Genomic DNA, 26,541 nt, shown 5'->3' on the forward strand with positions numbered 1-26,541 from the left:
TTAGCCAATGTGACCTCGATACCATTAATTGTCACATAAAGTTCTCGGCTTCGACATCGCGATCAGGGGATCGCTCCCACAGAGCATCAGGCCCTTCGCCTTTCATCTTTCATCTTTCATCTTTCATCTTGCACCTTGCTCCTTTCACACCTCTCTCTGCAAAAAATAATTCGTCAATGCCGAAGCCTCGTAACGACCCTCAATGAACAATGGCTCCGCACCCCTGGATCTGAACCAATGCCGTAACCTGCCTCTGCGCTGCTCGAAGGCTTCGATGATTTTCCGCCTCAAACCGGGACGCATCAGCAAGGTCCGGGTACGCCTGTTTTCACTGTCTTGAAACTTGACGATGCCCCACTCCGGTAAGTCGGCATATTCAGCCGGGTCCCACAATACGAGAGGCACGACGACATGCCTGCCGAAGAGACCGGCAAGGTGCGACAATCGATTCAGATCGAAATGAAAGTCCGATAGCAGAAAGACCAAGGACCGCCGCAGCGGCAAATAAGGCTCGACTTGAAACAGGCCGTTACCACCCTGCCCGCTTCGAACGCGAGACAAATCCCGAGCCAATTCCTGCACGCGGCCCATGCGCAAGCCTTTCGGAAATAGCCATTTTTTTTCGATACCTTGTCCGCAGCCGATGAAACCGAAATTGTCGCCGGATTCAAAAGCCGATTGCGCGGAAGACAGTAAAAAATCTGCCGCGATTTGTAATTTCGAGGACTCGCCCGGGATGGACATCGACGCGGACAGGTCGGCGATCACGAACACGTCGATTTTGCTGTGCTGTTGAAAGACCTTGACCCGGTAGTGATTAAAAGGATCGAGTAGGCTAGCCCGTAAATCCAAGCGTCTCGGATCGGGACTTGCCAACAAGGACTCGTGCCGCTTGAATAGCTGTCCGCTGCCGACCATTTGGCCGGGATGAGCGCCGGGAATCGCGCAATACCCAGGATGCGCCAGCCGGTAATGGAAGGTCTCTATCGCTAACGCCATGTCATTGACTCACGATCAGATAAACCGCGATACCGGTGAAACAACAATAGCCCGGAGCAGTGTATTTGACCGGAGCAGTCATCAGTATTTGCACGACGCCCGAAAAACTTTTATCGTCGCGGTTGAAAATGGACTCTCCCAACATCCAGAGCGCCGAATTCAGAACGATCAGCACCAGAATCGTAAACAAGCCGACATCGCTGAATAAAAACGATTTGCTCGCCAGCAAGGCGGTTTTATCGGAAGCATGCAGCAAGTTCGCGAACAGGATGCCGATCATCAGTGCGCCCTCGTCGAAGGCCACGACAAAAAACGTGTAGGTCAGGCGTTGCAAGGGACCGGCGACTTTTTCGACGGAGCCGAAATAGCGCGTCATGAAGAGAAACGGTAGGCTGAAACAAAAAAACAACAAACCGATATCGGCCAAGAGCACCCAAAAACGGTAGCCGACCGCATCGTTCACGGCGCCGGTGAAATACGCGGCATAAGGCACCGCCGAATAATGATCGAGCGCGCTGGCGATCAGCGCTCCGGCAAAGCCCACGCCGGACCAAGTCAAATACATTTCCACTAGATGACTGAAGCCGGCCTTCGGCACAGCCGATTCGATCCATTTTTTATAATTCATCGGATTGCTTAGTTAACTTGTTTATTGTTTTTCCGGTTCCCGGTTCCAATGTTCTTTTTTTTGGTTTTCTGGTTCCCACGGTCCTCCGTGGGAATCCATACCTTGGCTGCCTTGGCAAGATCGGTATGCATTCCCACGCTGGAGCGTGGGAACGAGAAATTCCCCGCTTACTGCTATCGAACCTCAAGGCGCGGCAATCGCCTCCAAAATCCCGTCGATCAACTCGGGCATCAACTCGTCTTTGCGATAGGCCATGATCGGATTCAGAAAAATGCGGTGCGCCATCGTCACCCGATAAACCGCTTGGACATCCTCGGGCAGCAATACCGTGCGATTCTCGAGCCAGGCGCGGACTTTCGCGGCGCGTATCAGATAACTCATGCCCCGAGGACTGGCGCCCGCCTGTATCAATTGAGACATATCGACATCGCTTAGCCTGATCCCGTATCGGCCGGGCTCGGCAGCGGCCTTCCATAGTTCGAGCGCGTATCGGCGCAAGGCCGGACTCGGTTCGATCGTTTGTTGAATCCGAACGGCCCATTCGTTGAGTTGATAATAAGGGATTAGGCTGCTATCGATTTCGTCGACCAAGACATCGACATCGTGAAAGCGAGTATTGAACATCAGGTCATCCAAGACGGTATCGTCATTCGGCGTCTCGATGCTGATTTCCATTAAAAAGCGGTCGCGCGCGGCGGCCGGCAATTCGAAGGTTTCTTCTTTTTCGACGCGGTTACGGTCCGCGAATACTTGAATATGCGGAAAAAGATATTCCCGATTGAATGCGCCGACGCTACGTTCGGCCATTACACGCAGAAGCAACGAGTGTACCTGCGGCCGGGCGCGGTTAATTTCGTTAAAAAAGAAGGTCGAGAGTTGCTCGCCTTGTTTCAACAACGGCCCCGGATCGACGCAAGGCTTGCCGTCGCTGTTTAGATAAGTGTAATAAATCAGATCGGCCGGCATCAAATCGATCGTGCCTTCGATGCGCTGATACTGTCCGCCGAGCCCTTGCGCGACCGCGCGCAGCAAGGTGGTCTTGCCGACGCCGACATTGCCTTCGAGCAAGACGTGCCCGCGCGCGAATACCGCGATCACGATATTTCGGACGGCATCTTGCTGACCGATCACGACTCGGTTGATTTGTTGCTCGAATTGCAGCGCGTTATCGCGCCAATCGCTAAGTAATTTGTCTGTCATGGCAGAGATAAAAAAGGCCCCATCCAGCCTTGCGGCCTTCTGGGGCGAAGTCATATTAGTCTTCAAAGATCACGAATGAAACCGGCGGCAAAATCGGGCCTTCGGTTTCCGAGGGGAAAAATCATACCGGCTATTCAGCACGGTATGCGTTTCCACATGCCATACCGCTGTTGGCAAGCGAAAACGGAATACAGTTTTAGTTGATTTCTTCTACGTCATAAACAAACCTGCCGGTTTTAGAAAGATGCTCCGTTCGTTTTTTATTGCGAGCTTCCATTTCCTTGATCGACTGCGCTTGCTTATTCAGTTCGTTCGGATCGTGTTTCGGATCGTATTTACTACCCGCAACCTTTTCGGGAAAACCCGGCTTCGGTTCCCAACAAACGCCGGGTTCCTTGCAGTTAGTTCCGTCGTAAGCCATGACGGAAGACGACAAAGCAACCGCGAAACCTGCGGCACTGAGCAATAATGTTTTTTTCATCGTGTTAACCTCGCTGTTTATTTAAGCCATTTGGCTTTACTAGTATCGCCGGTGTAGATGCTGCGAATGAAGGCCATGATTTTCAGCATTTCATCGGTATTGAAGTTGACATATTGCGGCCCCATCATACCTTGCGCGCCGCCGAATAAAATTTCGAACAAGCCCTTGTCGGTCTCGCCGCTAGGATAAGTCCAGTAGTCATCGGCCAAAGCCGGGCCTAGCTTGCCTTCCGCTTCATGGCCGTGACAACCTGAACAACCGGTCATATAAAGACTTTCCCCTTCGGCAATCACTTCTTCGTTACCGTTATAAGGATTCTTTCCGTCTTGCATGAATTGCTTGAACGCTTCGGTATCGCCGCCTTTTTTAGCGAAGCTCATATCCAGCTGTTCGCCGGTAATCGCATTACGCAAGGTAATTTCGGCATGGGCCGCAGTGCTTATCAAAGCCGTTCCGGCCAAAATACCGGCCAATAGTTGTGTTAATTTCATTGTTATCTTTTCCTGTTTATTTTGAAGCCAACGCCTGTTCGGGTTCCGAAACAAGTGGCATGCCCTCGGCGCTCAATATTTGATCGATGTCTTGACGGCGCTCGGCCAGCGCCTGATTCAACTGTTCGAGCAATTTAGTATCGTCCTTGCGCACGCCCATTGAGGTGCTGTAGTGAAAGCCGACTTTCTCGCCGTCGGCGCGAACGTTATTGTCCGGGATGACCGCCATCGTCAGAGGCGTCGCGGATTCCTTGACATAGCGAGCAGCGGAAGGCCCCCACAACACCGCGACTTCTGCATTACCGGAAGCGACTTCGCCGACCAGCTTCGCCGGATCGTATTTTACATATTGGTTCCGGCGCGACTTGAAGCCGACCAGTTCATGCATGTAGTTGAATTGGTCGTTGTAGCGTCCAATCTTACGCATCATCACTTCGGCCGGGGTGCCCGGAATAAAGGCGATGCGGTCGGCATTCATCAATACATCGCTGTCCCAACCGTGAAGATCCAAACCGTCCTTCGCCCGAGTGATGAAGACATACCCGGATCGATAGTAAGATTCGGTCGTCAGCACGCGCGGGTCACCGCTATCCATGCCGATCACAACATCGCACAAACCTTTATCCAAATAATCACGCACGAAATAGCGCGCATCGGTCCAATTGACATATTCGATCGGCCGTCCGAGCGCCTCGCCTACGACTTGTGCTATTTTGTTTTCGAAACCTTCGCCTTTTTTGTTCGCATAAGGCATTTCGTTTTCGGCATTACACACTTTCAGAGGCTCTTCGCTTGCATGAGCGGAAGCCGACACAGCCAAGCCAATAGCCAACGCAGTCAAAATGTCATTCAATTGTTTCATTTAGCCCTCTTTATGTAGGCCGGGCTAGTCCTCGCCTAGCGTTAGGTGAGAGACGTAACCCGACATTCATGCCTCATTTATTACAACGAGAATACCATCACGCCGCCGCCCATTTGGGTGTGATGCGCCAACTCCTTGAACGCACCGACCGCGCCTAAACCGGCCGACGGGTCTTTCAGATCGAAGACCAAGCCGACACCTGGCCAACCGCCGACTCCATAATAAATCGCGACATATTGCTTACCTTCGTGTTTATAGGTAATCGGATGACCGATCACGCCGGAAGGCAGCTTGAATTTCCATAGTTCTTCGCCGGTTTTCGAGTTCAAGGCCTTGATGTAGCCGTCCAACGTGCCGTAGAAGACCAAGTCGCCGGCTGTTGCGGTCGTGCCGCCCCAAACCGCGAATTTTTCCTGAACTTCCCATTCGAACTCGCCGGTCACGGCGTTCATCGCCTTGACTTGACCTAGCGTGCCTTTCGGTCCCGGATACATGTTCAACGTCGCTCCGACGAAGAATTGGCCGGCCCTATAGGGCAGCATGAACGGTTCCCAGTCCATGCAGATATGATTCACACCCATGAAGAACAATTGCTTGTTCGGGTCGTAGGATTCAATCCCTTGGTTGTGGTAGCCCATCGCCGAGGGACAAATACCTTTCGCTTCGTGATCCATGCGTGTCGAATATTCCGGATCGCGCACCGGCAGGCCGGTTTTCAGATCGACATGCTTGACCCAGTTGACGGTGTTGTCGATCTTGAACGCGTTGACAAGGTCGCCGTTTTCACGGTTTAGCGTATAGACGATGCCGTTGCGGTCCGGATGGGTCAGCAACTTGGTCATCTTACCGTTGACCTTCTGCTCGGACAGCCCCATGTAATTGACGCCGGCATAATCCCATTCGTCGTGAGGCGTTTTTTGATAGCCGAATTTCGCTTCCCCGGTCTCGATATCGCGGCCCCAGATCGTCATAGTCCATTTGTTGTCGCCGGGACGCATCGTTTCGTTCCACGGCGCCGGGTTACCCGATCCGTAGTACAGCATTCTCAAGTCAGGATCGTAGGCATACCAACCCCAGTTCGTACCTCCGCCGATCTTCCACGCGTCGCCTTCCCAGGTTTTCAGCCCCAGACCGAACTGCCCGTAATGCGGATTGGCCTTGTTGAAGTCTTTCGACAGCTTGATGTCTTCGTCGGGACCGGTCGCATAGACACGCCAGGCTTGCTTGCCGTCTTTGATGTTGTAGGCGGTCGCGTATCCGCGAACCCCTAATTCGGCGCCGGAAGTGCCGACGATGACTTTATCCTCGGCGACGAACGGTGCCACAGTCAGCGTCGAGCCCATCGCGATGTCGGAGTTTTCCATTTTCCATAGCAGTTCGCCGGTTTTCGCATTCAATGCGACGACATGGCCGTCCAATTGATTTAAAAAGATAGTCGCCGGATAATCCTTGCCTTGCGGCGCATAAGCCAAGCCGCGGTTGACAACGTCGCAACAAGCCACCGCGCGTGCGGCCGGGTTTTGCTTCGGTTTGAATTGCCACAGAATTTTATCGGGGTTATTCAGATCGATTGCGAACACATTGTTTGGATAGGGTGAGTGCACGTACATAATGCCGTCAACGACCAGAGGCCCGCCTTCATGACCGTTTAGAACGCCGGTTGAAAATGACCAGGCCGGCTTCAGGTTTTGTACATTCGTAATATTAATATCGTACAACTCGCTATAGTGAGTCGAGCTGTAATCCTTGGTCTGCATGACCCAATTGGTATTTTGTTTAGACAACTTATCTAACGCTTGATTGGCCTGCGCCGGCTGTGACGCGGCCAGCAAGACACTCGACACTAATGCCGCCGCGCCCCAGAGTTCGCGTTTTTTATGGTGTTGCATAATTCCTCCAGATTGATTTATCGCATAATGTCGGCGCGGCCCTCTAATAATCGCGGTGTTTGTTATTACAACCGGCTTAGCTTGATCAAGGCGCATAACGAATCATTCATAGAGGGCAGCGCACGGACGGTAATCATACGGAAGGAGCGTGATGCGACGTTACGGAATACGGCACCTAGAACTCGGGAAAAGCGCTAAGAAAGAACCGGGAAATTGTCCCGCATCTTTATTTCGGGAAAAGCTCCTATGGCTTTACCGTTAAATATCCGACATCATTCCCGATTTAATTGTATGGAGAAGTAACAACGTGTCGGATAAGATCGATGTACTGCTGGTGGACGACCATGCCGTGGTTAGGGCCGGTTACAAAACCTACCTTTCGCTGTCGAGTAGAATCGGCGATATTTACGAAGCCGACAAGGGCGAAACTGCTTGCCAACTCTACACTCAGTATCAACCGAATATTGTCGTGATGGACTTGTCGATGCCCGGCATCGGCGGTTTCGAAAGCATAAGACGTCTAATGGCACGCGATCCGAATTGTAAAATCTTAGTGTTTAGCATCCACAATGAATTGGTCTATGTGACCCGCGCGATCAAGGCCGGAGCCAAAGGCTACATCACTAAAAACAGCGTTCCCGAGACGCTAGTCGCGGCGGTCTGCCAAATCGCCGGCGGCGGCAGTTATGTCGAACCCGAACTGGCCCAACAATTAGCCTTTAACATCGCCTCCGAAAAAGACGAATCGGAACAAATCAGGCAACTGTCGCCACGCGAATTCGACGTGTTTTGCTTATTGGCCAAAGGCTATACAACCCGCAAAGCAGCTGAGAAACTATGTTTGAGCTACAAGACGGTGTGCAACCATGGCACGGCGATCAAGGATAAACTCGGCGTCAAGTCAGTCGCCGAGATGACCCTACTTGCCAGTCGGCACGGTATCATCGACAACCTGGCGCACTAATCCAAAACGCCGGAACAGACTTAATTTGACAAAACTCTAGGCTATGTTCGCGTTAGCAGTTGAAACGGTTCTCTTTCGGATACACTGAGCGTGGAAGAGGGCACGATTACTCGCTTGACAGGACGCCGAGAACCCAGTGCCGAATTTTGATCTACGAGGGTATATGCCAAATTCGACTTTGCTTTGCCATAAAATGCTAACGCTGGATTAAGATTATCGAAATATCGACCTCAGCAATTCATTTTCCAATAACACTTTATTCGATACGATCGCCATCATCCGGCCTCGGAAAGGATGATGATAGACAAACAGAGAATCGGGCAATGCTTGTTTGGTCCTAAAAGTTATCGCTAAATAACCTTCGGGATGCATCCTTGCCCAATGCACCGGATCGATCGTACTGATCAATCCGGCCTCCAATCGGCCATAAAAATTATATTGCCCGTGGTAAGTGCCCAAATGAGCCACTTCGCTGCCTTGCCTAAAGAGGCCGGCGATTTGTTGCGCGGACTCTCTAACATCGAAGCGTTCCGAACGAATATCTAGCACACTCAATGACAGTATCACGATCGTCACTAAAGTCCCCACGTTCAAATAGAATGCGGACTCCGCTATGGAATCGATCCTACAAAACCATAAACCGATAGCCGCTAGCAACAAGAGCATGCCCCAAACCGTGGAATAATCCGCCCATTGTTTTTTCCAACTGAAATAGTCGTTGACTATCGGTAAAGCAATCAAGACCACGGCAACGAGCGTGATCGCCACGACGAATACCTGCTGAGATTCTCGCCATTTATCGAATTCGGCATTGTCCGCAACCCTGGAGATCAACAAAGCTACAACCGGAACCAGCGGCAGCAAATAATGCAACTGTTTGCCGCTGATTAATGACAAGGCGATGAAAACGGGCAGCAACCAGCTCAGACAAAAACGGATACCGCGATCCCGAAAAGAGAGCGTGTTCAGATTTCGCCAAAGCGGCGGCCAAAAACACCAAGGAACGAACAAGGCCGGCGAAAATGCCAGATACCACCACCATGAGTGCCGATGAGCGAATGATTTGACCAGGCGGCCCGATGTTTGCCCGAACAAAATAGCTTCTCGATAAACCTCGCCTCCGGCGGAACCTGCAGGAATCGCCCAAGACAACGCAAACAAGGCGCCAACCGAAATGCCCGACAAAACGCCGAGATACCAGTGGAACCAATTGATCGTTCGCGTATCGCGCCCGATCCACCAAGGAGCCAATAATGCCGGGGGCAGTGTATGCAATAAAATTACCGGCCCCTTGCTCAGTATGCCGCCGCCGATCGCCAGGCCGAAAAGAAGCCAGCGACCGGCGCTAGGTCTTTTATTCGCATTATGCCAAAGACTCCGAAGGGCGAGCAGGACGAAAAACACCAACAGCACATCGAACATCGTCAGTGTGCTGTAGGTCATCCAAAAGGCAAAACCCAGCATGATGAACGGCGCGCTTCCGGCAATATTCGGTCGCTCCGGCCACAACGCTCCGGCCAACGATCGAAGCAGAAAAACCGACCCCAGCGAAAACAGCGGCGCCACCAAGCGCGCCGACCATTCGTTGACGCCGAACAAAACCCAAGTCAGCTGCATTAGCCAAAACAGCAAAGGCGGCTTGTGACTGTAAGGCTCGCCGTTCAGATAAGGTACCAGAAAATCGTTGCGCGACCACATTTCCCAAGCAACGCCGACATAGCGGGTTTCGTCGATGGGAAACAAAGGGCGCCCGACCAGACTGGCGGCAAGCGTTACGAACCACAGCAACACGAGCCATTGGCGCGCGGATAGAAATGAATACATGATAATTGACTGGATCGTGGCAAACTAAGCCGTCAGTTTTCGTTCGTAAACAACGAAATACAAATTTCGCAGATAAATGAACAAACCGCTGGCTTGACCGATAATGAAAACAGGGTCTTCTTTATGAATCGCATACGCCAAAAGCGTGACCCCACCGCCGATGCTGAAATACCAGAAGGCAATCGGAAAGACACTTTTTTTCTCACGTTCGCTGGTCAACCACTGTACGAAAAAACGCGCCGAAAACAACGCTTGGCCAATCAAGCCGATCGATAGCCACAAAACTTCATGATCCACGACAAACCTCCTTTACCTGAGGTAATTTGGCGCGACGTTGCAGCCAGACCACGCCGAACAAATCAAAAATACCGACCCAAAGCCGGTCTAGCGTACCGTATTTCGAACGCCCCTTGAGTCTAGGACGGTGATTGACCGGCTCCGAAATCACCTGGCCGCCGGCACGCAAAATCAAAGCCGGCAAGAAACGGTGCATGTGGTCGAAATAAGGCAACAATAGATACTTATCTCGTAAAAACAATTTTAAACCGCAACCGGTATCGGGCGTACTGTCGCCAAGCAAGCAGGATCTAACGCCGTTGGCCAGCTTCGACGTAAATTTTCGCCATCCCGAGTCGCGGCGGCGACTACGCCAACCGGCGACCATCCATAAATCGGTCATGGACTCTTGCTGGCGCTTGAACACACGATACAAATGCAATATATCTGCCGGATCGTTCTGGCCGTCGCCGTCCAGAGTCGCCACCCACGGATAGACGGCTGCCCGAATGCCGGTATATAGCGCAGTGCTTTGACCACAGCTCTGCCGATGACGCAACACGCGTAGCCCTCTGAAACGTGACAACGCGTTTTCGAGCACTGTCGGCGTATCGTCAAGACTTCCGTCATCGACATAAATGATTTCGTATTGCTCCGCTCCGAATCGAATCATCGCGGCTTCGATTTCTTCTATGAGAGGGATAATGTTTTCTGCTTCGTTGTATACGGGAACGACCACGGATAATTTCATTCAAGTAGCTTTTATGAAAATAAACTGTGTAAGCGAAACAATACTTATATAAACCTTTCACACTTCAAATTTCAGCAATGCCCCGGAGACGTCTGGGTATTCGACAAAGGCTTTACCGGCATGGAGCGAGCAGAGCCTAAACAAGCCTATTCATGGCGTCCTTTGACGAGGCCCCCGGTGCCGAATTTTGAGCTATGGGTATAATAATCTTTACTCATTGTTCCGCATAAATTAACTTATAATTTGAAAGGTTTTAAGTCCACCTTGCGTTTATCCCGTTCAAAAGATCACCTTACGTCGAGCTGCCAGGTGATGGTTCGAATAAGGCCGGTGATATTCCAATCCGACGATTTCGCATTCGCCTCCCGACCGACGGTAATCTTCGGCAAACTGATGAATGAACTCCATCACGGTATGATCGATCAATTCGGATTCGGACAAGTCGAAGTAAACGGTTTTTCGCTTCGGCAAGCCGGCAGTTAAACTTTTCAAGCCGATGATATTCGAGAAAACAGCCGCGCCGCTGACTTGAATATGATAGGTGTCTTCTCCGGTGCGCCGAACATGATAAGCCAACAACAAAACATTGCGCCATTTCAACCCCCTGGCGAGGTGAATCGACAGCTCCACGACAATGCCGATCGCAACGCCGATCAACAAATCGGTCGCCAACACACCCACGATCGTCGCAACGAAAACCGTAAAATGATCCCAACCGATCGCGAGCGTCTTAGCAAACTCTTTAGGCGATGCGAGTCGAAAGCCGGTATAGACCAACAGCGCCGCGAGCGAAGCCAGCGGAATTTCGTGGATCAATTTCGGAAGCAACGCAACGAAAACCAATAGAAACAGGCCGTGAAAAAAGTTCGCCCAAGCCGTTTTCGCGCCGTTGTTGACATTGGCCGAACTTCTGACAATTTCTGCGATCATCGGTAATCCGCCGATCAAACCGCAAATCAAATTTCCGAAACCGACCGCGGTCAGATCCCGATTCAAATCGGAGTTTCTTTTATAGACATCCAGTTTATCGACCGCCGCCGCGCTCAACAAACTTTCCAGGCTGCCGACCAGCCATATCGCGACGACAGCGATCCAAAACTCTGTTGTCGCGATTTTCGAAAAGTCGGGAAAATAAAAACCGGCCGCGAAATGTTCCGGTACCGCGACCAAGAATGCCGGTCCTACCGTAAACTCATGATGCGGAAGAATTTCGGCATCGGGTAAAAACAAATAGCGATGAACATGATCCAAATCGAAATATTGGCCGAGTAACAACCCGCTTAACACAACCAAAATCGGTGCGGGAATCATTTTCAACGCCGGTTTTTTCAACAAAGCCCAGGCAATCAATAGCAAAAGTCCCGAGAAGCCGATCAGCGCCACTTCCGGATTCAGCGCCAACAACGAATGCGGTATCTCCGCGATCGTACCGAATAACGATTGCGCCTCGGGTTTAACACCCAGTAGCGTATGGATCTGCTTAGCGATAATAATGATACCGATCGCCGCCAGCATGCCGTGCACGACTGAAATCGGAAAAAATCCGCTGAGTTTTCCGGCTCTGAATACGCCTAGCAACATTTGCAAAATACTGGCGACGACAATCGCGGCGAGTGTATAGCGGTAACCGGCCATCGCATCGCCCTGCCCCAAAGATTGCACCGTATCGACGATTACGACGATCAACCCGGCCGCCGGTCCGTTGATCGTCACGAAAGAGCCGTTCAACCGCGACACGACGATGCCGCCGATAATCGCTGTGATGATGCCGGACATCGGCGGGAATCCCGAAGCCATCGCGATTCCCAAGCACAATGGCAACGCGATCAAAAAAACCAGGAATCCGGATAACAAATCGCTGCGCCAGTTTTCGATGAGACCGGCTAAACCTGTTTTCGGTAAAGCTGTCTGTAGTGATGTATTCATAGTATCTCCTGAGCATGTAGAACACGTATCAGTAGAAAAGCAATGAACAAGCCAAAACACGATCGCTTGATATTTCAACCTAAAAAGAGCAGTTGGCATGTGTTTCAGACCTTTCGTGCTGAGGGCTCAGGGCGAACGGTGGCTTGAGGCGCTCAACTACTCTTTTTGGTTCGACGATCAAACGGGATGCGGCACACAAACCGGATTCGTAATGGTTGAAATTAACCAATTCAAACGGTTGATTTCAACCACCTTACCGAAAGCTTCCAAACATTCTTCTAACCCCAGCCGAAACACGTCCGAATATCTACAGTACTTAGAGTAACGTCAAAAATAGTTGCTTCATTTTGCCCCTAGTCTTCCGCTTGGGGCGGGACAAGAAGATTATTTTACGACCGTGCACTTATTGCTTTTAAAGCGTAAAGCCGGAATTTGGCATGCAAAATGTTAAGAGTTTGATAAACCTAAATGAGCAGTTGGCCTGTGTTGTAGCCCCTTCATGCTTCGACTTGGCTCAGCACGAACGGTCCTACAACACTTTCACCCGTTTGGTGAAGCCTCAAATGCTCTTTTTAGGATAAAGCCTTCGCGAAACCTCGCGATCTAAGGCGACTTTCAATTTTCCAATACGATCGAGGTAGGAAACATGGCTTATCGAGAACTCTCCCCGTTAATTTACTCGTCGATTTCATCAGACGAAAACGACAGCTTCGATCTCGACCGCTCGATCGAGCGCATCGCTCACTGGCTACCGGCGCAGGGCCCGATCAAGGATTTCATCCATCACAACACACTGCATTCGCTCGAACATATATCGTTCCACCAAGCAATCGCGGCGGCAGCCCGGATTTTCGGCGCGCGCAGTTATTTGCCGAAATCCGATTATCAAAACCTGTATCAAAACGGGCGCATCAAAGATTTTGCGATCGACTGGGCCATAACGCAGTCGGGAGCTCCGAATACACTAAAAAAACAGCAGAGGGACACGTTATTCGAAATCGACGATAGCGGTCATTATCCGCCGCTGTCGTTGGCGAATCACGGTATACGGACCGCCTGGCTGAATCGGCTCGAAGTCGATCTGAACTCGCTGGTTCATCCACCATTGTTCCGTCTGCTGGCCAACTTTTTGGATCAAGGCATCAGCCGATGGGTACTGCCGAAAAAGAACGAATCGTTCTGGGATTGCGTGTTACGACTCGCCCAAAACAGTTTTTTACCGCTCTACCCGTTCGGCGAACCGGCCGTCCAAGAACTGTTGTCCGGCAACCCGTCGCACGACCTAACCATCATGGCTTGCCTTGATGAAATCGTCGGAGACCAAGCACTCTACGAACAGTATCTACTCGAAATGCTCTTGGCCCATCCCGGCTGGTCCGGCATCGTACATTTCGTCGAACGCAACCCGAGTGCTCTGCTAATGCGCCGCGACATTTCGTTGAAACAAACGATCGCGGTGGAATTACTCGCCGAACTGGCTTTTTTATATAGGAAAAAAGGCTCCGGGTTCCCAAAGGTAAAAACAACGGGATCGTCCGAAACACTGACGATTACCGACATGAAGGATTCGAATACGAGCGGATTGGCTTCGCTCAGAATTTGGCATGAGGCAATGGAATGGTCGCTGCACATTGAATTGTTGCAAGCCTTGCGTAATAACGATACGGCTTCGTTGGAAACATCGGCGCCATCGGTTCAGGCATTGTTTTGTCTTGACGATCGCGAATGTTCGTTGAGGCGCCACCTTGAAGAAATCGATCCTGCAATCGAAACCTTCGGCGCGGCCGGCTTTTTCGGTATCGACTTTCTATACCAAGGCCTCGATGATGCTTATCCCGTCGCGCAATGCCCGAACACCGTCAAGCCCAAACACTTGATCAAAGAATCGTCGACGCAACGGAGAACTCAAGCTAAGACGAAAAACCACGAGTTTTCCGAGCGTTCGCTGCTAAGTACTTGGCTTCACACGCAAACGCTCGGTTTAGGCTATGCCGCCAAATTGGCCTGGCAAGTATTTAGGCCGACGTCGCAATTGCCCGGCATCGAACACTTGGGCGAAGTCGAAGCCCATTCGCGTCTGCATCTGCTGCGCGAGTCGGACGAACCGAACGATAACGGCTATGTGCTGGGCTTTTCATTGAGCGAAATGGCGGATCGCGTTGGCGGTCTGCTCAATAACATCGGCCTGACGCGCGATTTCGCGGCTCTCGTCGTCGTTGTCGCGCACGGATCGAGTAGTGTCAACAATCCGCATTTCGCCGCTTACGATTGCGGCGCCTGCTCCGGCAAACCCGGCGCGCCCAACGCCAGAGCCTTTGCGTGGATGGCTAATCATGGTCCGGTTCGTACCCTACTACGCGAGCGAGGCATCGATATTCCGAATAATACTCGTTTCATCGCCGCACTGCACAATACCAGCCGTGATGAAATCCATTATTTGGACAATCCGCCGTTACCGCCCGAAACGGCAACGCTCTTCCGAACCTTTAAGCAGTCGATACGGCAGGCGCTTGAACGCAATGCGCTGGAACGCAGCCGCTGGTTCGAACTAGCACCCAAATCGCTTACGAACAAAGCAGCGCACCGTCACGTTGTCGAGCGCGCATCCTCGATCTTCGAGCCGCGCCCGGAATTGAATCATTCGAACAACCTATATTGCATCATTGGCCGCCGCAAGCTGACCCGCCATCTGTTTTTGGACCGTCGCGCGTTCCTGCATTCCTACGATCCGACTCAAGACTCGCAAGGAGACGCGCTCTCTAGAATACTTTCGGCGATCATACCGGTCTGCGGCGGCATCAATCTGGAATATTTGTTTTCGCGCATCGACAATTCCGTTTATGGCGCCGGCACCAAGCTGCCGCACAACGTCATAGGCTTGCTCGGTGTCGCGAACGGCGTCGAAGGCGACTTACGAACCGGACTGCCGTCGCAGATGATCGAAGTACACGAACCGGCCCGTTTGCTGATAGTCGCCGAGCAATCGCGCGCAGTCTTAGACCGGAGCCTGTCGAACATCGGCGAATACCGGCGATGGCTCGATAACGAATGGGTTAGATTGGTTGCTTGCGATCCTCAAACTCGCGACCAATCGTTGTATACCGCAAAAGGATGGGAGTCAGTCGATTTACCGAACGATTACGATACACCCAGTACGACCGCATCCGAATGCATCACATCAGGAAAAACCGGAACGATTCCGGTGCACCGAATCGTCAGGAAGTAACATGAATTTATTGATATTGAGTAGTCTTTTCTTGCCGCTGGGAAGTTTCATCGTTCTTTTTTTGACCGCAAACAACGAGCACAAAATCTCGTCGATCAGCACCTGGAGCAGCCATGCGATGGGTGCGAGCATCATCGCCTTGCTGACAATGTGGAGCGCGGCGGGATTTCCGAATCACGAATTCGACGTCTTCACGCTGTATGCGGCCGGCGACTATCGCTTTCCGCTGCTTTTTTATCTGGACCGAGTCGGTGCAGTCTATTTATTCTGCACTTGGGCGGTTTTTTCGGTCATCGTCAAATATTGCCGCGTCTATTTGCATCGCGAGGCCGGCTACAAACGCTTCTTCATGACGATTTTCGGCTTTGCGTTCGGACTGAACGTGATCATTCTGTCCGGAACGATCGATCTGTTGTTCGCAGGCTGGGAGATCGTCGGTATTTCATCATTCGTTTTGATCGCATTCTATCGGCATCGCGCGCAACCGATACGCAATGCGCTGCGCGCCTACAGCATCTACCGGCTATGCGATATCGGATTGCTGCTCGGCGCCTGGATGAGCCATCTGCTGTTTCATGAAAGCCAGCATTTCAGCCAATTGGCGATGCTGTTCGACAACGATTTCATTCCGCCGGCCGGTTACGGATCGTTGTTACTGCTTTCTCTGCTGATCCTGATCGCGGCCAGCGGTAAATCGGCGCAATTTCCGTTCTGTTTTTGGGTGCCTCGCGCGATGGAGGGGCCGACGCCGTCGAGCGCGATCTTTTACGGCGCATTGTCGGTCCATCTGGGCGTGTTTCTCTTGTTGCGCACGATGCCGATCTGGTCTTTTCATGTCTTCACCCGAATTCTAGTCTTGATGGTCGGTCTATCGACGATCGTGATAGCCGCTTTGTCCGAAAAAACCCAGTCGAACATCAAGGGCCAAATCGCGTACGCATCGATCGCACAGGTCGGGTTCATGTTCGTCGAACTGGCCTTGGGATTGGAAACGCTGGTATTGATTCATTTTCTCGGCAACGCCTTTCTTCGCTGTTACCAGTTGCTGGTGTCGCCGTCGGTCGTGGCGCATTTGTTGCGCGTCGAAGGTTCGACCGATGGCGGATTTTATATCGACCGCACGCCGAAATTTCGCTTTTTGCCGGCTTCGTTACGCAACACGTTGCCGGAAGTATTGCAAAACACCTTGTATGTCTTTTCGTTGCAGGAAGGCTATTTGGACATCGTCGTACGCGGATTGCTTTGGACGCCGCTGAAACGCGCCGGGGCGAAAATCAACGCGATCAATCCCTGGACGAAAGGGCTTACCGTGTCCGTCGTTTTAATCTTGTCCGCATTCGGCATCGACCATCGCTACCCTGCCGTTTTGTTGTCGGTGCTCTCGGTACTCGCTTCGTTCAGCGCTTTCGGGTACAAGCACAACGCTTTCGGCGTTTGGAATGCGATCGGGCTGAGCTCGGCTTTGGCGGGCACTGCCGTCCTGTTCTTGGAGCCGGATAGATGGACCGGTACCGTATTGTTCGCCACGGGCATCGTACCGGCATGGCTGATGGGGCTGTATGTCTTATCGAAAATGCTCAAACTCGGCCGTTTCGACGGATCGCCTTTCGTATACCGCGCTCTAGCGGAAACGGAACCGAAACTGTCGTTACTGTTCTTCCTGAGCTTTTTGGGGCTTACCGGCTTTCCGGTATCGCCGGCTTTTCTCGGCGAAGATCTTTTATTGGCGCATGCCGGCCGTCACGCGCCCTGGTTTGCATTGCCGATCGCACTTACTTTCGTCATCAACGGTATTGCGGCCGCCCGGATCTATCAACGTCTTTGTATGGGACGGCCGAGCGAATTGAACGATTATTCCGTCGACATCTCATCCGACCAACCCAATCGTTCCGCACCGCTTGAGACGCTCGCTCAACCATCCTCCGAATAACCGAAACGAAACGTGTGATGATAAAAAATCAACCCGATAGAAAATAATGGAGAAACTTATGCTCGAAACCGGCAAAACCTATCGAAAGGCGGCGATGACGTTGCTCGGAATTTTAACGGCAACCTTGGCGATGCCGGCTATCGCGGTCGACCAGTTCGGCGGCGACATGTTTGGTGTATGGGGTGCGTTAATCATCCAAGGCAACTTCAAATCACTAAGTCCGATGCTCGATAAATTACAATGGCAGCTTATGAATCAAACTCGTACCCGAGACGATTCGCCTAAGGGCTCTCGTTTTACCGAAAATTTATTGTTCGGCCAAATTGGTTATCGGCTGAATGACGATGTTTCCCTCTGGCTCGGCTATGTCAACGACTGGATTGATCCGTTGAATAAACCTTTCTATCAGGAAAGCCGGCCTTACCAGGATTTGACCTGGAACCACGCCATCGGAGATTTCAAGCTGACGAGCCGGACCCGCTCCGAACAGCGCATCAACAGAATGACCGGAGATACCGGTTACCGCGCGCGGCAATTGGTGCAAATCAGTCATGATTTGCCGATCGGAGGTTTGAGTGTTTATATCGGCGACGAAGTATTTTTCTATCTGAACGAAAACGGCTTCGGTAAACGCGGATTATCAGAAAACCGTATCATGAGCGACCTAAGTTACCAAATCACCGATCATTTCGGACTCGATTTAGGTTATTCAGGCCAATATATCGATACGACTACCCTCAACAATCTATTCACTCATAATATGCAAGTTAATCTACGTTATAAGTTTTAAAAATCGTTGGAAGCCGTACCGGAATTTTGGAAACTACACGGGCGTTCCGCCGATCAAACGCAGACTATCGATACAATTAGGCAAGCTATTGACTGATCGTCTTATAATGAAACTTCAAACAATTTTGTGTACTCGCATCAAATGAATAACATTTTATACCGTCCGGTTGTGATTATCGGAGCGACGCTGGGTTTGTTCATCCTGATCGAATTGCTCGCTCTCGGCGGCATCACATGGCGCAATCTGCATCGAATCAACGTTATCAAACAAGATATAGCCTACGGCCGACAGCTACAAGAGAGGATTTTCGATCTGTATTTGAATCAATTGGATAATATTTCGTGCGCACCGCTTTCGATCCGTCACGACCCCGATCTATTGAACGGTATTATCGTTAGCCTCGAAGCGCAATATCCGGATGCACAGGAAACAAGGGAGTTGATCGAAATCAGCAACAGGTTGTCGTTATCCGATCCCGCACAATACCACCAGGACTTGATGAAGACATTAAATCTTGCCGGCATTTTTTTCAATCGCCAAATCGACGAAGAAAAGCAGCTACTGAATCAAGTTTATACCGATAGCGAATGGGAGCTTAATTTCGCTATTATTTTTCCTGCCGTCGTTTTCGTAACTTTGTTGTTACTGGACCTGCGCTTTTGGCGCAAAAAAATATTGGCACCATTGAACGCATTGAAGGAATTGTTGTCGCTGTTGGCGGACGGCAAGCCTCAGCCGATTGAATACCGGAATATCGAACCGGCATTGGACCCCCTGTTTAGCAACTACAACCGTTTGATCATTCGACTCGCCGAATTGGAGCGCGAACATCAAAACCATACGCAATTATTGGAACAAAAAATCCGTAGCGCAACGCATACTTTGCTCGAACAAAGCCAAAGTCTTGCTCGGTCGGACCGTTTGGCGGCAATCGGCGAATTGGCCGCGAGTACCGCGCATGAATTGCGTAATCCGTTGGCCGGCATACAAGCCGCATTACGCAATATCCAGAATGAATGCACCGAAGCCGAATTGTCTCTGCGTCTGCAATTGGTCGTCAATGAAACCAAACGAATGAATCAAAGACTCGATGAATTATTGTCTCTCGCCAGGCATAAGCCGGAGGCGCCTAAACCGGTCGACCTCGACATCGTCATTAGCGAGTTGCTGACCCTACTTAAATATCAGGTGAGCGAAAATATTAAATTCCAAAAGCATATCGATCAAGAAATCAAGCCTTTACTGCCTGAAACCGAATTTCGCCAAGCGCTGCTTAATTTATTATTGAACGCTTGTCAGGAATTATCCGGGGTCGGTGGAACAATCAATGTCCATACCTATGTCGAAAACGGTCGATTGTTCATCGAAGTCCGCGACACGGGCCCCGGTTTTTCCGAGCAGGTGCTGACCCAGGGCTTCCGCCCTTTCGCCAGCACACATGAACAAGGTACCGGGCTGGGCTTGTCGATGGTACGCCGATTTGCAAAGTCCCTTGGCGGCGATTTGTCTTTAAGCAACGACGCGCAAGGGCATGCGTGCGCGGCAATGAACCTTCCGTTCTAAACCATGCACAATAATAATCTGCTCCTAATCGAAGACGAGACCTTGCTGGGTAGCGAGTTGGCTCGTTTCTTCAGCAAGCAAGGCTGGAACGCGGTCGTTGCCGATACACTTGCTAAAGCCGAACATCAATTGATCGATCAATCTTTGGATCCGTCGGTCGTAATCTCGGATATGAATTTACCCGACGGCAATGCCTTGGCGTTTCTGGAAAAAATCCGTCCCAACATCGGCCAAACCGAATGGTTGTTTTTAACTGGTTACGGTACTGTGGCCGATTCGGTGAAGGCGTTAAGACTGGGGGCCTACGATTTTCTCGAAAAGCCCTGCGATTTAGACCGCTTGAATATGCTAGTCGAAGGCGCGGCGCGAAGCGCTAGAGCCCAGCGGCGCTTACACCAGGAGACGAACCTTCGTCATAACCGCTATTCGCTCGATGCGCTGATCGGTAACAGCGCATCCATTCGAAGATTGAAGGACATGATCGACCAATTGGCGAAAGTCCGTTTCACCAGCTTGGTGATTACCGGCGAGACAGGTTCGGGCAAGGGCCTTGTGACCCGTCTGTTGCATTATTCGGGACAACGCGCACAAGGTCCGTTGATCGAGTTGAACTGCGCGGCCATTCCGAAAGATTTACTGGAGTCAGAACTGTTCGGTTATGAAGCCGGCGCATTTACCGGCGCGAAGAAGCGCCGTCACGGCCTGCTCGAACAAGCTAACACCGGCACCTTGTTTCTGGACGAAATCGGCGAGATGGATCTCGATTTACAGGGCAAGCTGCTCAAAGCGGTCGAGGAATTCAAATTCCGCCGTCTTGGCGGCGAGCAGGAAATCAGCGTCGATTTACAAATCATCGCGGCAACTAACCGGGATTTGCTGGAAAGCGTCGAGAAAGGCACTTTCAGGCGCGACCTGTATCATCGTTTGAATATCGTCAACCTGCATATTCCGCCTTTGCGCGAACGAAAGGAAGACCTTCGCGAGCTGGTTTGGCAATTCATCGCCGAAGGCAATGCCCGAACCGGAAAAAACCTTGCCATCGTCCATGAAAGCGTCTGGCGAAAGCTTGAAGCCTATGATTGGCCCGGCAATATTCGGGAATTGCATAACGTCATTGAACGTTGCGTACTGCTTTCCGATAGCGAAGTATTCCCCGAGCATTGGCTGCAATTGCCTAATTTACCGTCAACGAAATCCAACATCCGCGAAGACGGCATATTCATTCCGCTGGACGGCAGCCTGTCTCTGCAAGACATCGAAAAACGAATCATCGAAGAGGCTCTGAACCGCTCCGACATGAACGTAACGGCGGCGGCAAGGTTATTGAACGCAACCCGGGAAACCTTGCGTTACCGGGTTCAAAAACATCACCTGAAGTACATCAACGAATAATACCTCTACTCGAGCGAACATACGCCTTAGGATTCGGTCATAAATAACTTCCCTATTTTTAATGCAAAGAAGGCAGGTTCGGTAGCTCGATTGACAGGTGTCGGCGGCAGGGCAGATTTTTGCTCCTGCAAAATCTGCATTCATGCCATCCATGGCAATCAGATTCCGCCGTCAAGACTACATGAAAGTATTCACCCAGCACCTAAATTCCATAAGCCATTGGCTATGGTTCGCTCCCTTAGATAATTTAAGTGCTGGGTTCACGGCGTTCTTTGACGGAGACCGGCCCCGGCACCGAATTTTGATCTACGAGACGGTAATTATTCACACCCCCTATCATTCCTACGCTCCAGCGTGGGAATGCAGCCCGAGACGCTCTAGCGTCTCGTACCCGCTAGAGCGATACTCAGGCATTCCCACGCAGAGCACTCATCGTTATAGATAAGTCATAAATTATCCTTTTGCAATCTTAGCCAATGTGGCCTCGATACCATTTATTGTCATTTTACACTCTCGGCCTCGAAATCGCGATCTGGGGATCGCTCCCACAGAGCATCTGACCCTTTGTGGGAGCGACGCCTTCGTCGTCCCTCACCTAATGCTAGGTGAGGGAAAGCCATTGACTTTCAACCTAAAAATAGCAGTTGATAAGTGTTGTAGACCGTTCGTACTGAGCCAAGTCGAAGCATGAAGGGTCTACAACACTTACACCGGATTGGTGAAACCTCAAACTACCGTTCCCAGATATTCGATAACCTCTGTTCAGCACCTTTACCAGTACTTGTGTATAAAGATGAGCGCAGAGCATAGGAACGAGAATGGCCGTGGGACTGAATGCTTACACGAGATGAACATACAAACGCTGATACCCTGAAATAAAAATCCGATAGTATTCCTGCTCCGTAATGCCGTGTGAGCGGCCTTCTAAATCTCAGTTCTCTACGTGTTTTTTCAGGCCGGCCAGGCCGTTTTTGAAATAATGCGTCATCGCCTTAACCGCCGCTTCGTCGCTTAGATGTTCCGGCGGCGTGTTGCCGGTGTCACCTCGATAAAAACGGCTTTTCAAAATCACGATGCTACTGCTATCGGTCTCTCCTGGCGTCACCTGCAATTCAATCGAATAAGAACTGACCGGCAACGCTTTGACGTTTTCCTTGTTCAAGCGGTAACTGTATTCTCGGTTTTCGTCGCTGTAATAATCGAGCTCATCGACGAGTTTTTCGCCATCGGTAAAAGTCAGCGTTCGCTTGCCGCCTGATTCGTGCTTACCGTCGCCCTCGCTTTTTTGTACATCTTCATGCCAATCCGCGATTGAACCGAATTGCTTGACCGCATCCCAAACCTTGTCCGCCGGCGCCTCGATGGTAATACTCTCTTTGGCTTTTTGCGGTGTCGGTCCGTGCGCCAAGGCGGCCACTGGAAAAATCAGGAAATTGAATAGAATGATCAGTAACTGTTTCATAGTCGATAATAAGCAAAAATTAAATAATCTATTATCTGCCAACACCCAGTATCGGCATTGAGTAAACTTCCTAATATTCATTAGGATTTTTTCCGAGCTCACCCCATACCCATCCCGCAGTAAACACATATAACCCGAATGCAGCATAGCGAAGTACGGAAATGGCGTGGCTTCGAACCTCCCCGGATTGCGCGACTCTCCATCCGGGCTACGCCTCTTTCCTCTTTCCTCTTTCCTCTTTCCTCTTTCCTCTTTCCTCTTTCCTCTTTCCTCTTTCCTCTTTCCTCTTTCCTCTTTCCTCTTTCCTCTTTCCTCTTTCCTCTTTTCCCTTTTCAAAATTCCTTCCCAAGCTGTCGACGAATTGGATTATACTCAGATTGCTCACAAAAACCCGAGCCACATATACGTACCGAATGCTCGGTTTATTTCCGAGCTCACTTCTCCAGCGCAAAAAACGACTACAACACAATGAGGAGAGAATACTATGGACCTTTTAAAAGACCTGGAAAGCCTGTCCGACAAAATCAAACAACAACGCGATGAAATCGCTGTTCAATTAAACCTTGCCGGTAAGGAAGCGAAAGACGAATGGGAGCATGCCGAAAAAAAATGGACCGAATTAAAACACAAAGCAGAGGAAATCAAAGACGATACCAAGGAAACTACCGAGGAATTAATATCGGCGACCAAAGTCATTGCCGATGAACTGACCGAAGCCTATCAACGTATCATTGATCGTATTAAGAAATAATCGAAAACACCAGCCGGTGGACTGCTCAAACTGTCCACCGATTCAGCCTAGACCATCACAATTAAAACCGTCCCAATCAGAGCTGGCTATGAATAAACTCACTTTTCTCGGCGCCACCGGCCAGGTGACTGGCTCCTGTTATCTCTTGGAATCGAACAATAAGCGCATTTTGATCGATTGCGGTATATTTCAAGGCGGCAAAGCAGCCGACAAACAAAACCGATCCCGATTCCCGTTCAAACCGTCGGACATCGACGCGGTCGTGTTGTCGCATGCCCACCTGGATCACTCGGGACGTCTGCCGCAACTTTATAAAGACGGTTTCAGAGGCGATCTTTTCCTGACCGAAGGCAGCTTTCATCTGCTAGACCTATTACTCAAAGACGCGGCCTTACTGCAGCTGCGCGATACTGAGTGGGAAAACAAACGGCGTCAACGTTCCGGAAAAAAATTGCTCGAACCGCTCTATACGCTCGAAGATGTCGAAGCTCTGTTGCAACTTCGCCAGCCTACCGCCTATCGCGAACCCACTGAAATAGTACCTGGCTTGTCGGTCACCTTTCATGATGCCGGACACATTCTCGGATCCGCGATTGTAGAATTGAAGTCAAGCAAAGGGCCACAGCAAAAAACCTTGGTATTTTCCGGCGATCTCGGCAATCGGCATTCGCCTTTATTGTACGACTCGGACCAACTCACCAAGGCGGATATCCTGTTATTGGAATCGACTTACGGCGATCGCGATCACAAACCATTAGATACGACGCTCGACGAATTACGCGAAATACTCATCGCAGCTCAAGAAAACGGCGGCAATGTGATCATTCCATCATTCGCGGTCGGACGTACCCAAGACTTGATTTATTGGCTCGGTAAACTTTATCGGGAAGGCGCGTTGCCGCAACAACAAGTCTTTCTGGACAGCCCGATGGCGATCGAAGCCAGCAAAATTTACGACGATCATAGCCATTTGTTCAACGACGACGACCCCGAATTCAAACACATCGCCAAGCGCAAAGACGGCTGGCAAACTTGGCTGCCGAATCTGGTCTATTCCGAATCGACTGAAGACTCGATGGCGATCAACCGCATCGCAGGCGGCAGCATCGTCATAGCCGGCAGCGGCATGTGTGCCGGCGGACGCATCCGCCATCATCTGAAATACAACCTCTGGCGTCGCGATGCGCATGTCGTGTTCGTCGGATTTCAGGCTCAAGGTACCCTCGGGAGAACCTTAGTCGAAGGTCAGAAAGACTTGAAGATCCTAGGCAGTAAAATCCATGTGCAAGCCACGATTCATACGCTCGGCGGCTTAAGCGCGCATGCCGACCAAAGCCAACTGCTCCGTTGGGCCTCGGCATTCAAAGACCCGAAACCCCGGCTGTATTTGATCCACGGCGAACTCAACGCCTCGCATTCGTTACGCACATGTTTTCACCGTACCGGCTGGGACGCTATGCTTCCCGAAGTCGGACAAACCATTGAGTTTTAATTTAGGATTTGGTTATAAATAACTTCCCTATTTTTTGATTTAGGGTAGGCTGGTTCGGTAACTCGATTGACAGGTGTCGGCGGCAAGGAAAGCCGCCGCCAAGCCTACAAGGATGTATTTACCCAGCACCTAAATTATCTATGTAATCAATCATGGCCAATAGGCTATGGAATTTAGGTGCTGGATTTACGGCGTCCTGTCAAGCGAGTTACCGAACCCGCTAGAAAGCTCATGATTCCAGGAAGCTATTTATCACGAAATCCTTAGACAACGCATGATGAATCCTCTCGATAGCCGATGACCCAGCCCCTCTCGTTAAGCAGTTCTTCCGAAAAATTCGGTCTCGCGCCCGGCAGCGTCATCCATGTTGGCGAAAGACTGGAAACGACCGGCAAAATCAAACTAATCGAATTCAGTAAAGACATCTTGATCGAACAAGAGATCAAGACCGTTTCGAAATTGATTCCGCCGAAAGACAAACCCACCGTATCGTGGTTCAGCATCACCGGTCTGCACGACGTCGAGTTGATCGAACGACTGGGGAAAGAGTTCACGATTCATCAACTGGTACTGGAAGACATTGCCAATACCCATCAACGGCCTAAAGTAGAGGAGTTCGACGATATTATTTTCATCGTGCTCCGGGTCATACGATTCGACGCGGAATCTCTGACTTTCGATAACGAACAGTTCAGCTTAATACTCGGCAGTAATTTTATCTTGACCTTTGAAGAATCGGAGTCGGATCTGTTACACCCGATAATCCGCAGAATACAAAACAGCCGGGGAAGGTTTCGTAGTCAGGGGGCGGATTATTTGAGTTACAGCATCATCGACTTGGTCGTGGATCACTATTTTTTGATCGAAGACAGCCTGGATGAAATTGTCGAAGACCTCGAAGATCAATTGCTTCTTTCGCCTTCGCCCGACATGCTGAATACGATTCAAAAGTTGAAACGAGGCATGATTTTCGTTCGACGAGCGGTATCACCGCTTAGAGAGGTTTTGAACGGTCTGCTTCGTTCGGAATCCGACCTAATCCGCGATACGACCAAAGTATATCTGCGCGACGTTTACGACCATACGATTCGCGTCGCCGAGGGACTGGACACTTACAGGGATTTGATCGCCGGATTGCTGGAAATCTATTTGTCCAGTCTCAGCAATAAAATGAATGAAGTCATGAAGGTGTTGACCGTTTTTGCGACGATTTTTATACCGCTAACCTTTCTGGCCGGCGTTTACGGCATGAATTTCGACTACATGCCGGAACTAAAGTGGGCATGGTCTTATCCGGTATTCTGGTCGATTAGCATCGCTACAGCAGTTGGCTTGTTGGTTTTCTTCCGGCGAAAGAAATGGTTGTAATACAATAACGTTCATGAAGGCCTAGTCATCGCCCCGGCAAATGAAAGTTCTCTGGTGATGGAGGGTGCGGTCACTCCGCCCGACAGGACGCCGTGAATACGTCCATGTAGGCTCGACGGCGGCTCCCTGCCGCCGACGCCTGCCGGTCGAGCAACCGCACCCTCTCCGGAACCGGAATTGCCAGAGCGGAGATTTGTATATCGAAAAATTAGATAATGAGTCTAAATCCACAAACTTTCACAGTAATATATTGGTATCACTGGAAATACCCCCCCT

The 26,541-nt window shown here is 50.7% G+C and carries 22 protein-coding genes; 9 read left to right on the forward strand and 13 right to left on the reverse strand.

The window, feature by feature from the left end; all coding sequences use genetic code 11:
* Positions 1–144: 144 nt before the first annotated feature.
* From WJM45_RS17830 to WJM45_RS17860, 7 genes are all read right to left on the reverse strand, one after another.
* Positions 145–999: an MxaS protein gene (locus WJM45_RS17830; RefSeq protein WP_341326381.1), complete on the reverse strand. Its 855-nt coding sequence runs from the start codon at positions 997–999 to the stop codon at positions 145–147.
* A 1-nt stretch (position 1,000) separates the two neighbouring features.
* Entirely contained in the window at positions 1,001–1,627 is a 627-nt protein-coding gene (locus tag WJM45_RS17835; RefSeq protein ID WP_341326382.1) for an MxaP protein, read from the reverse strand.
* Between the two features lie 183 nt (positions 1,628–1,810).
* A complete protein-coding gene (locus tag WJM45_RS17840; RefSeq protein WP_341326383.1) occupies positions 1,811–2,827 on the reverse strand; it encodes a MoxR family ATPase in 1,017 nt (338 codons plus the stop codon).
* A gap of 196 nt (positions 2,828–3,023) precedes the next feature.
* Positions 3,024–3,308, reverse strand: coding sequence for a methanol dehydrogenase [cytochrome c] subunit (locus tag WJM45_RS17845; RefSeq protein WP_341326384.1), 285 nt, complete (start codon positions 3,306–3,308; stop codon positions 3,024–3,026).
* A 17-nt stretch (positions 3,309–3,325) separates the two neighbouring features.
* On the reverse strand, positions 3,326–3,799 hold the full coding sequence (gene moxG / locus WJM45_RS17850; protein ID WP_014149865.1) for a cytochrome c(L), periplasmic: 474 nt from the start codon (positions 3,797–3,799) through the stop codon (positions 3,326–3,328).
* A gap of 16 nt (positions 3,800–3,815) precedes the next feature.
* The gene (gene moxJ / locus WJM45_RS17855) at positions 3,816–4,661 is read right to left on the reverse strand and encodes a methanol oxidation system protein MoxJ (protein ID WP_341326385.1); all 846 of its coding nucleotides are present in this window, start codon (positions 4,659–4,661) and stop codon (positions 3,816–3,818) included.
* An 80-nt stretch (positions 4,662–4,741) separates the two neighbouring features.
* Positions 4,742–6,550, reverse strand: coding sequence for a methanol/ethanol family PQQ-dependent dehydrogenase (locus WJM45_RS17860; protein ID WP_341326386.1), 1,809 nt, complete (start codon positions 6,548–6,550; stop codon positions 4,742–4,744).
* Positions 6,551–6,857: 307 nt separating this feature from the next.
* Between WJM45_RS17860 and WJM45_RS17865 the strand changes: the two genes are divergently transcribed.
* Positions 6,858–7,514: a response regulator transcription factor gene (locus tag WJM45_RS17865; RefSeq protein WP_341326387.1), complete on the forward strand. Its 657-nt coding sequence runs from the start codon at positions 6,858–6,860 to the stop codon at positions 7,512–7,514.
* Between the two features lie 213 nt (positions 7,515–7,727).
* Here WJM45_RS17865 and WJM45_RS17870 read toward each other — a convergent pair whose 3' ends face one another.
* The 4 genes from WJM45_RS17870 to WJM45_RS17885 form a co-directional block, all read right to left on the reverse strand.
* Positions 7,728–9,338, reverse strand: a complete 1,611-nt coding sequence (locus WJM45_RS17870) for a glycosyltransferase family 39 protein (RefSeq protein WP_341326388.1) — start codon at positions 9,336–9,338, stop codon at positions 7,728–7,730.
* Positions 9,339–9,362: 24 nt separating this feature from the next.
* Positions 9,363–9,635, reverse strand: a complete 273-nt coding sequence (locus tag WJM45_RS17875) for a lipid-A-disaccharide synthase N-terminal domain-containing protein (RefSeq protein ID WP_341326389.1) — start codon at positions 9,633–9,635, stop codon at positions 9,363–9,365.
* Entirely contained in the window at positions 9,625–10,365 is a 741-nt protein-coding gene (locus WJM45_RS17880) for a glycosyltransferase (RefSeq protein WP_341326390.1), read from the reverse strand. Before WJM45_RS17880 ends, WJM45_RS17875 begins: the two co-directional genes overlap by 11 nt.
* Positions 10,366–10,644: 279 nt before the next feature.
* Positions 10,645–12,291: a SulP family inorganic anion transporter gene (locus WJM45_RS17885; RefSeq protein WP_341326391.1), complete on the reverse strand. Its 1,647-nt coding sequence runs from the start codon at positions 12,289–12,291 to the stop codon at positions 10,645–10,647.
* 646 nt (positions 12,292–12,937) lie between these two features.
* On the opposite strand from WJM45_RS17885, the gene WJM45_RS17890 reads away from it, so the two are divergent.
* From WJM45_RS17890 to WJM45_RS17910, 5 genes are all read left to right on the forward strand, one after another.
* The gene (locus WJM45_RS17890) at positions 12,938–15,517 is read left to right on the forward strand and encodes a DUF2309 domain-containing protein (RefSeq protein WP_341326392.1); all 2,580 of its coding nucleotides are present in this window, start codon (positions 12,938–12,940) and stop codon (positions 15,515–15,517) included.
* Position 15,518: 1 nt separating this feature from the next.
* Complete coding sequence (locus WJM45_RS17895) at positions 15,519–17,447, forward strand: proton-conducting transporter membrane subunit (protein ID WP_341326393.1); 1,929 nt, start codon at positions 15,519–15,521, stop codon at positions 17,445–17,447.
* A 58-nt stretch (positions 17,448–17,505) separates the two neighbouring features.
* Entirely contained in the window at positions 17,506–18,237 is a 732-nt protein-coding gene (locus WJM45_RS17900; protein ID WP_341326394.1) for a DUF2490 domain-containing protein, read from the forward strand.
* Between the two features lie 141 nt (positions 18,238–18,378).
* Positions 18,379–19,800 carry an ATP-binding protein gene (locus WJM45_RS17905; RefSeq protein ID WP_341326395.1) on the forward strand — a complete coding sequence of 474 codons (1,422 nt, stop codon included), beginning with the start codon at positions 18,379–18,381 and terminating at the stop codon, positions 19,798–19,800.
* A gap of 3 nt (positions 19,801–19,803) precedes the next feature.
* Positions 19,804–21,192, forward strand: a complete 1,389-nt coding sequence (locus WJM45_RS17910) for a sigma-54 dependent transcriptional regulator (RefSeq protein ID WP_341326396.1) — start codon at positions 19,804–19,806, stop codon at positions 21,190–21,192.
* A 931-nt stretch (positions 21,193–22,123) separates the two neighbouring features.
* Here WJM45_RS17910 and WJM45_RS17915 read toward each other — a convergent pair.
* A complete protein-coding gene (locus WJM45_RS17915) occupies positions 22,124–22,654 on the reverse strand; it encodes an SRPBCC family protein (RefSeq protein ID WP_341326397.1) in 531 nt (176 codons plus the stop codon).
* A 208-nt stretch (positions 22,655–22,862) separates the two neighbouring features.
* A complete protein-coding gene (locus WJM45_RS17920; RefSeq protein ID WP_341326398.1) occupies positions 22,863–23,039 on the reverse strand; it encodes a hypothetical protein in 177 nt (58 codons plus the stop codon).
* A 99-nt stretch (positions 23,040–23,138) separates the two neighbouring features.
* On the opposite strand from WJM45_RS17920, the gene WJM45_RS17925 reads away from it, so the two are divergent.
* From WJM45_RS17925 to corA, 3 genes are all read left to right on the forward strand, one after another.
* A complete protein-coding gene (locus WJM45_RS17925) occupies positions 23,139–23,405 on the forward strand; it encodes a hypothetical protein (protein WP_341326399.1) in 267 nt (88 codons plus the stop codon).
* Positions 23,406–23,493: 88 nt separating this feature from the next.
* Positions 23,494–24,897 carry an MBL fold metallo-hydrolase gene (locus tag WJM45_RS17930; RefSeq protein ID WP_341326400.1) on the forward strand — a complete coding sequence of 468 codons (1,404 nt, stop codon included), beginning with the start codon at positions 23,494–23,496 and terminating at the stop codon, positions 24,895–24,897.
* Positions 24,898–25,194: 297 nt separating this feature from the next.
* Positions 25,195–26,265 (forward strand): magnesium/cobalt transporter CorA, encoded by a 1,071-nt coding sequence (gene corA, locus WJM45_RS17935; RefSeq protein ID WP_341326401.1) that lies wholly within the window; start codon positions 25,195–25,197, stop codon positions 26,263–26,265.
* Positions 26,266–26,541 lie beyond the last annotated feature (276 nt).

The organism is Methylotuvimicrobium sp. KM2 (assembly GCF_038051925.1).
In the GTDB taxonomy this organism is placed as follows: domain Bacteria; phylum Pseudomonadota; class Gammaproteobacteria; order Methylococcales; family Methylomonadaceae; genus Methylotuvimicrobium.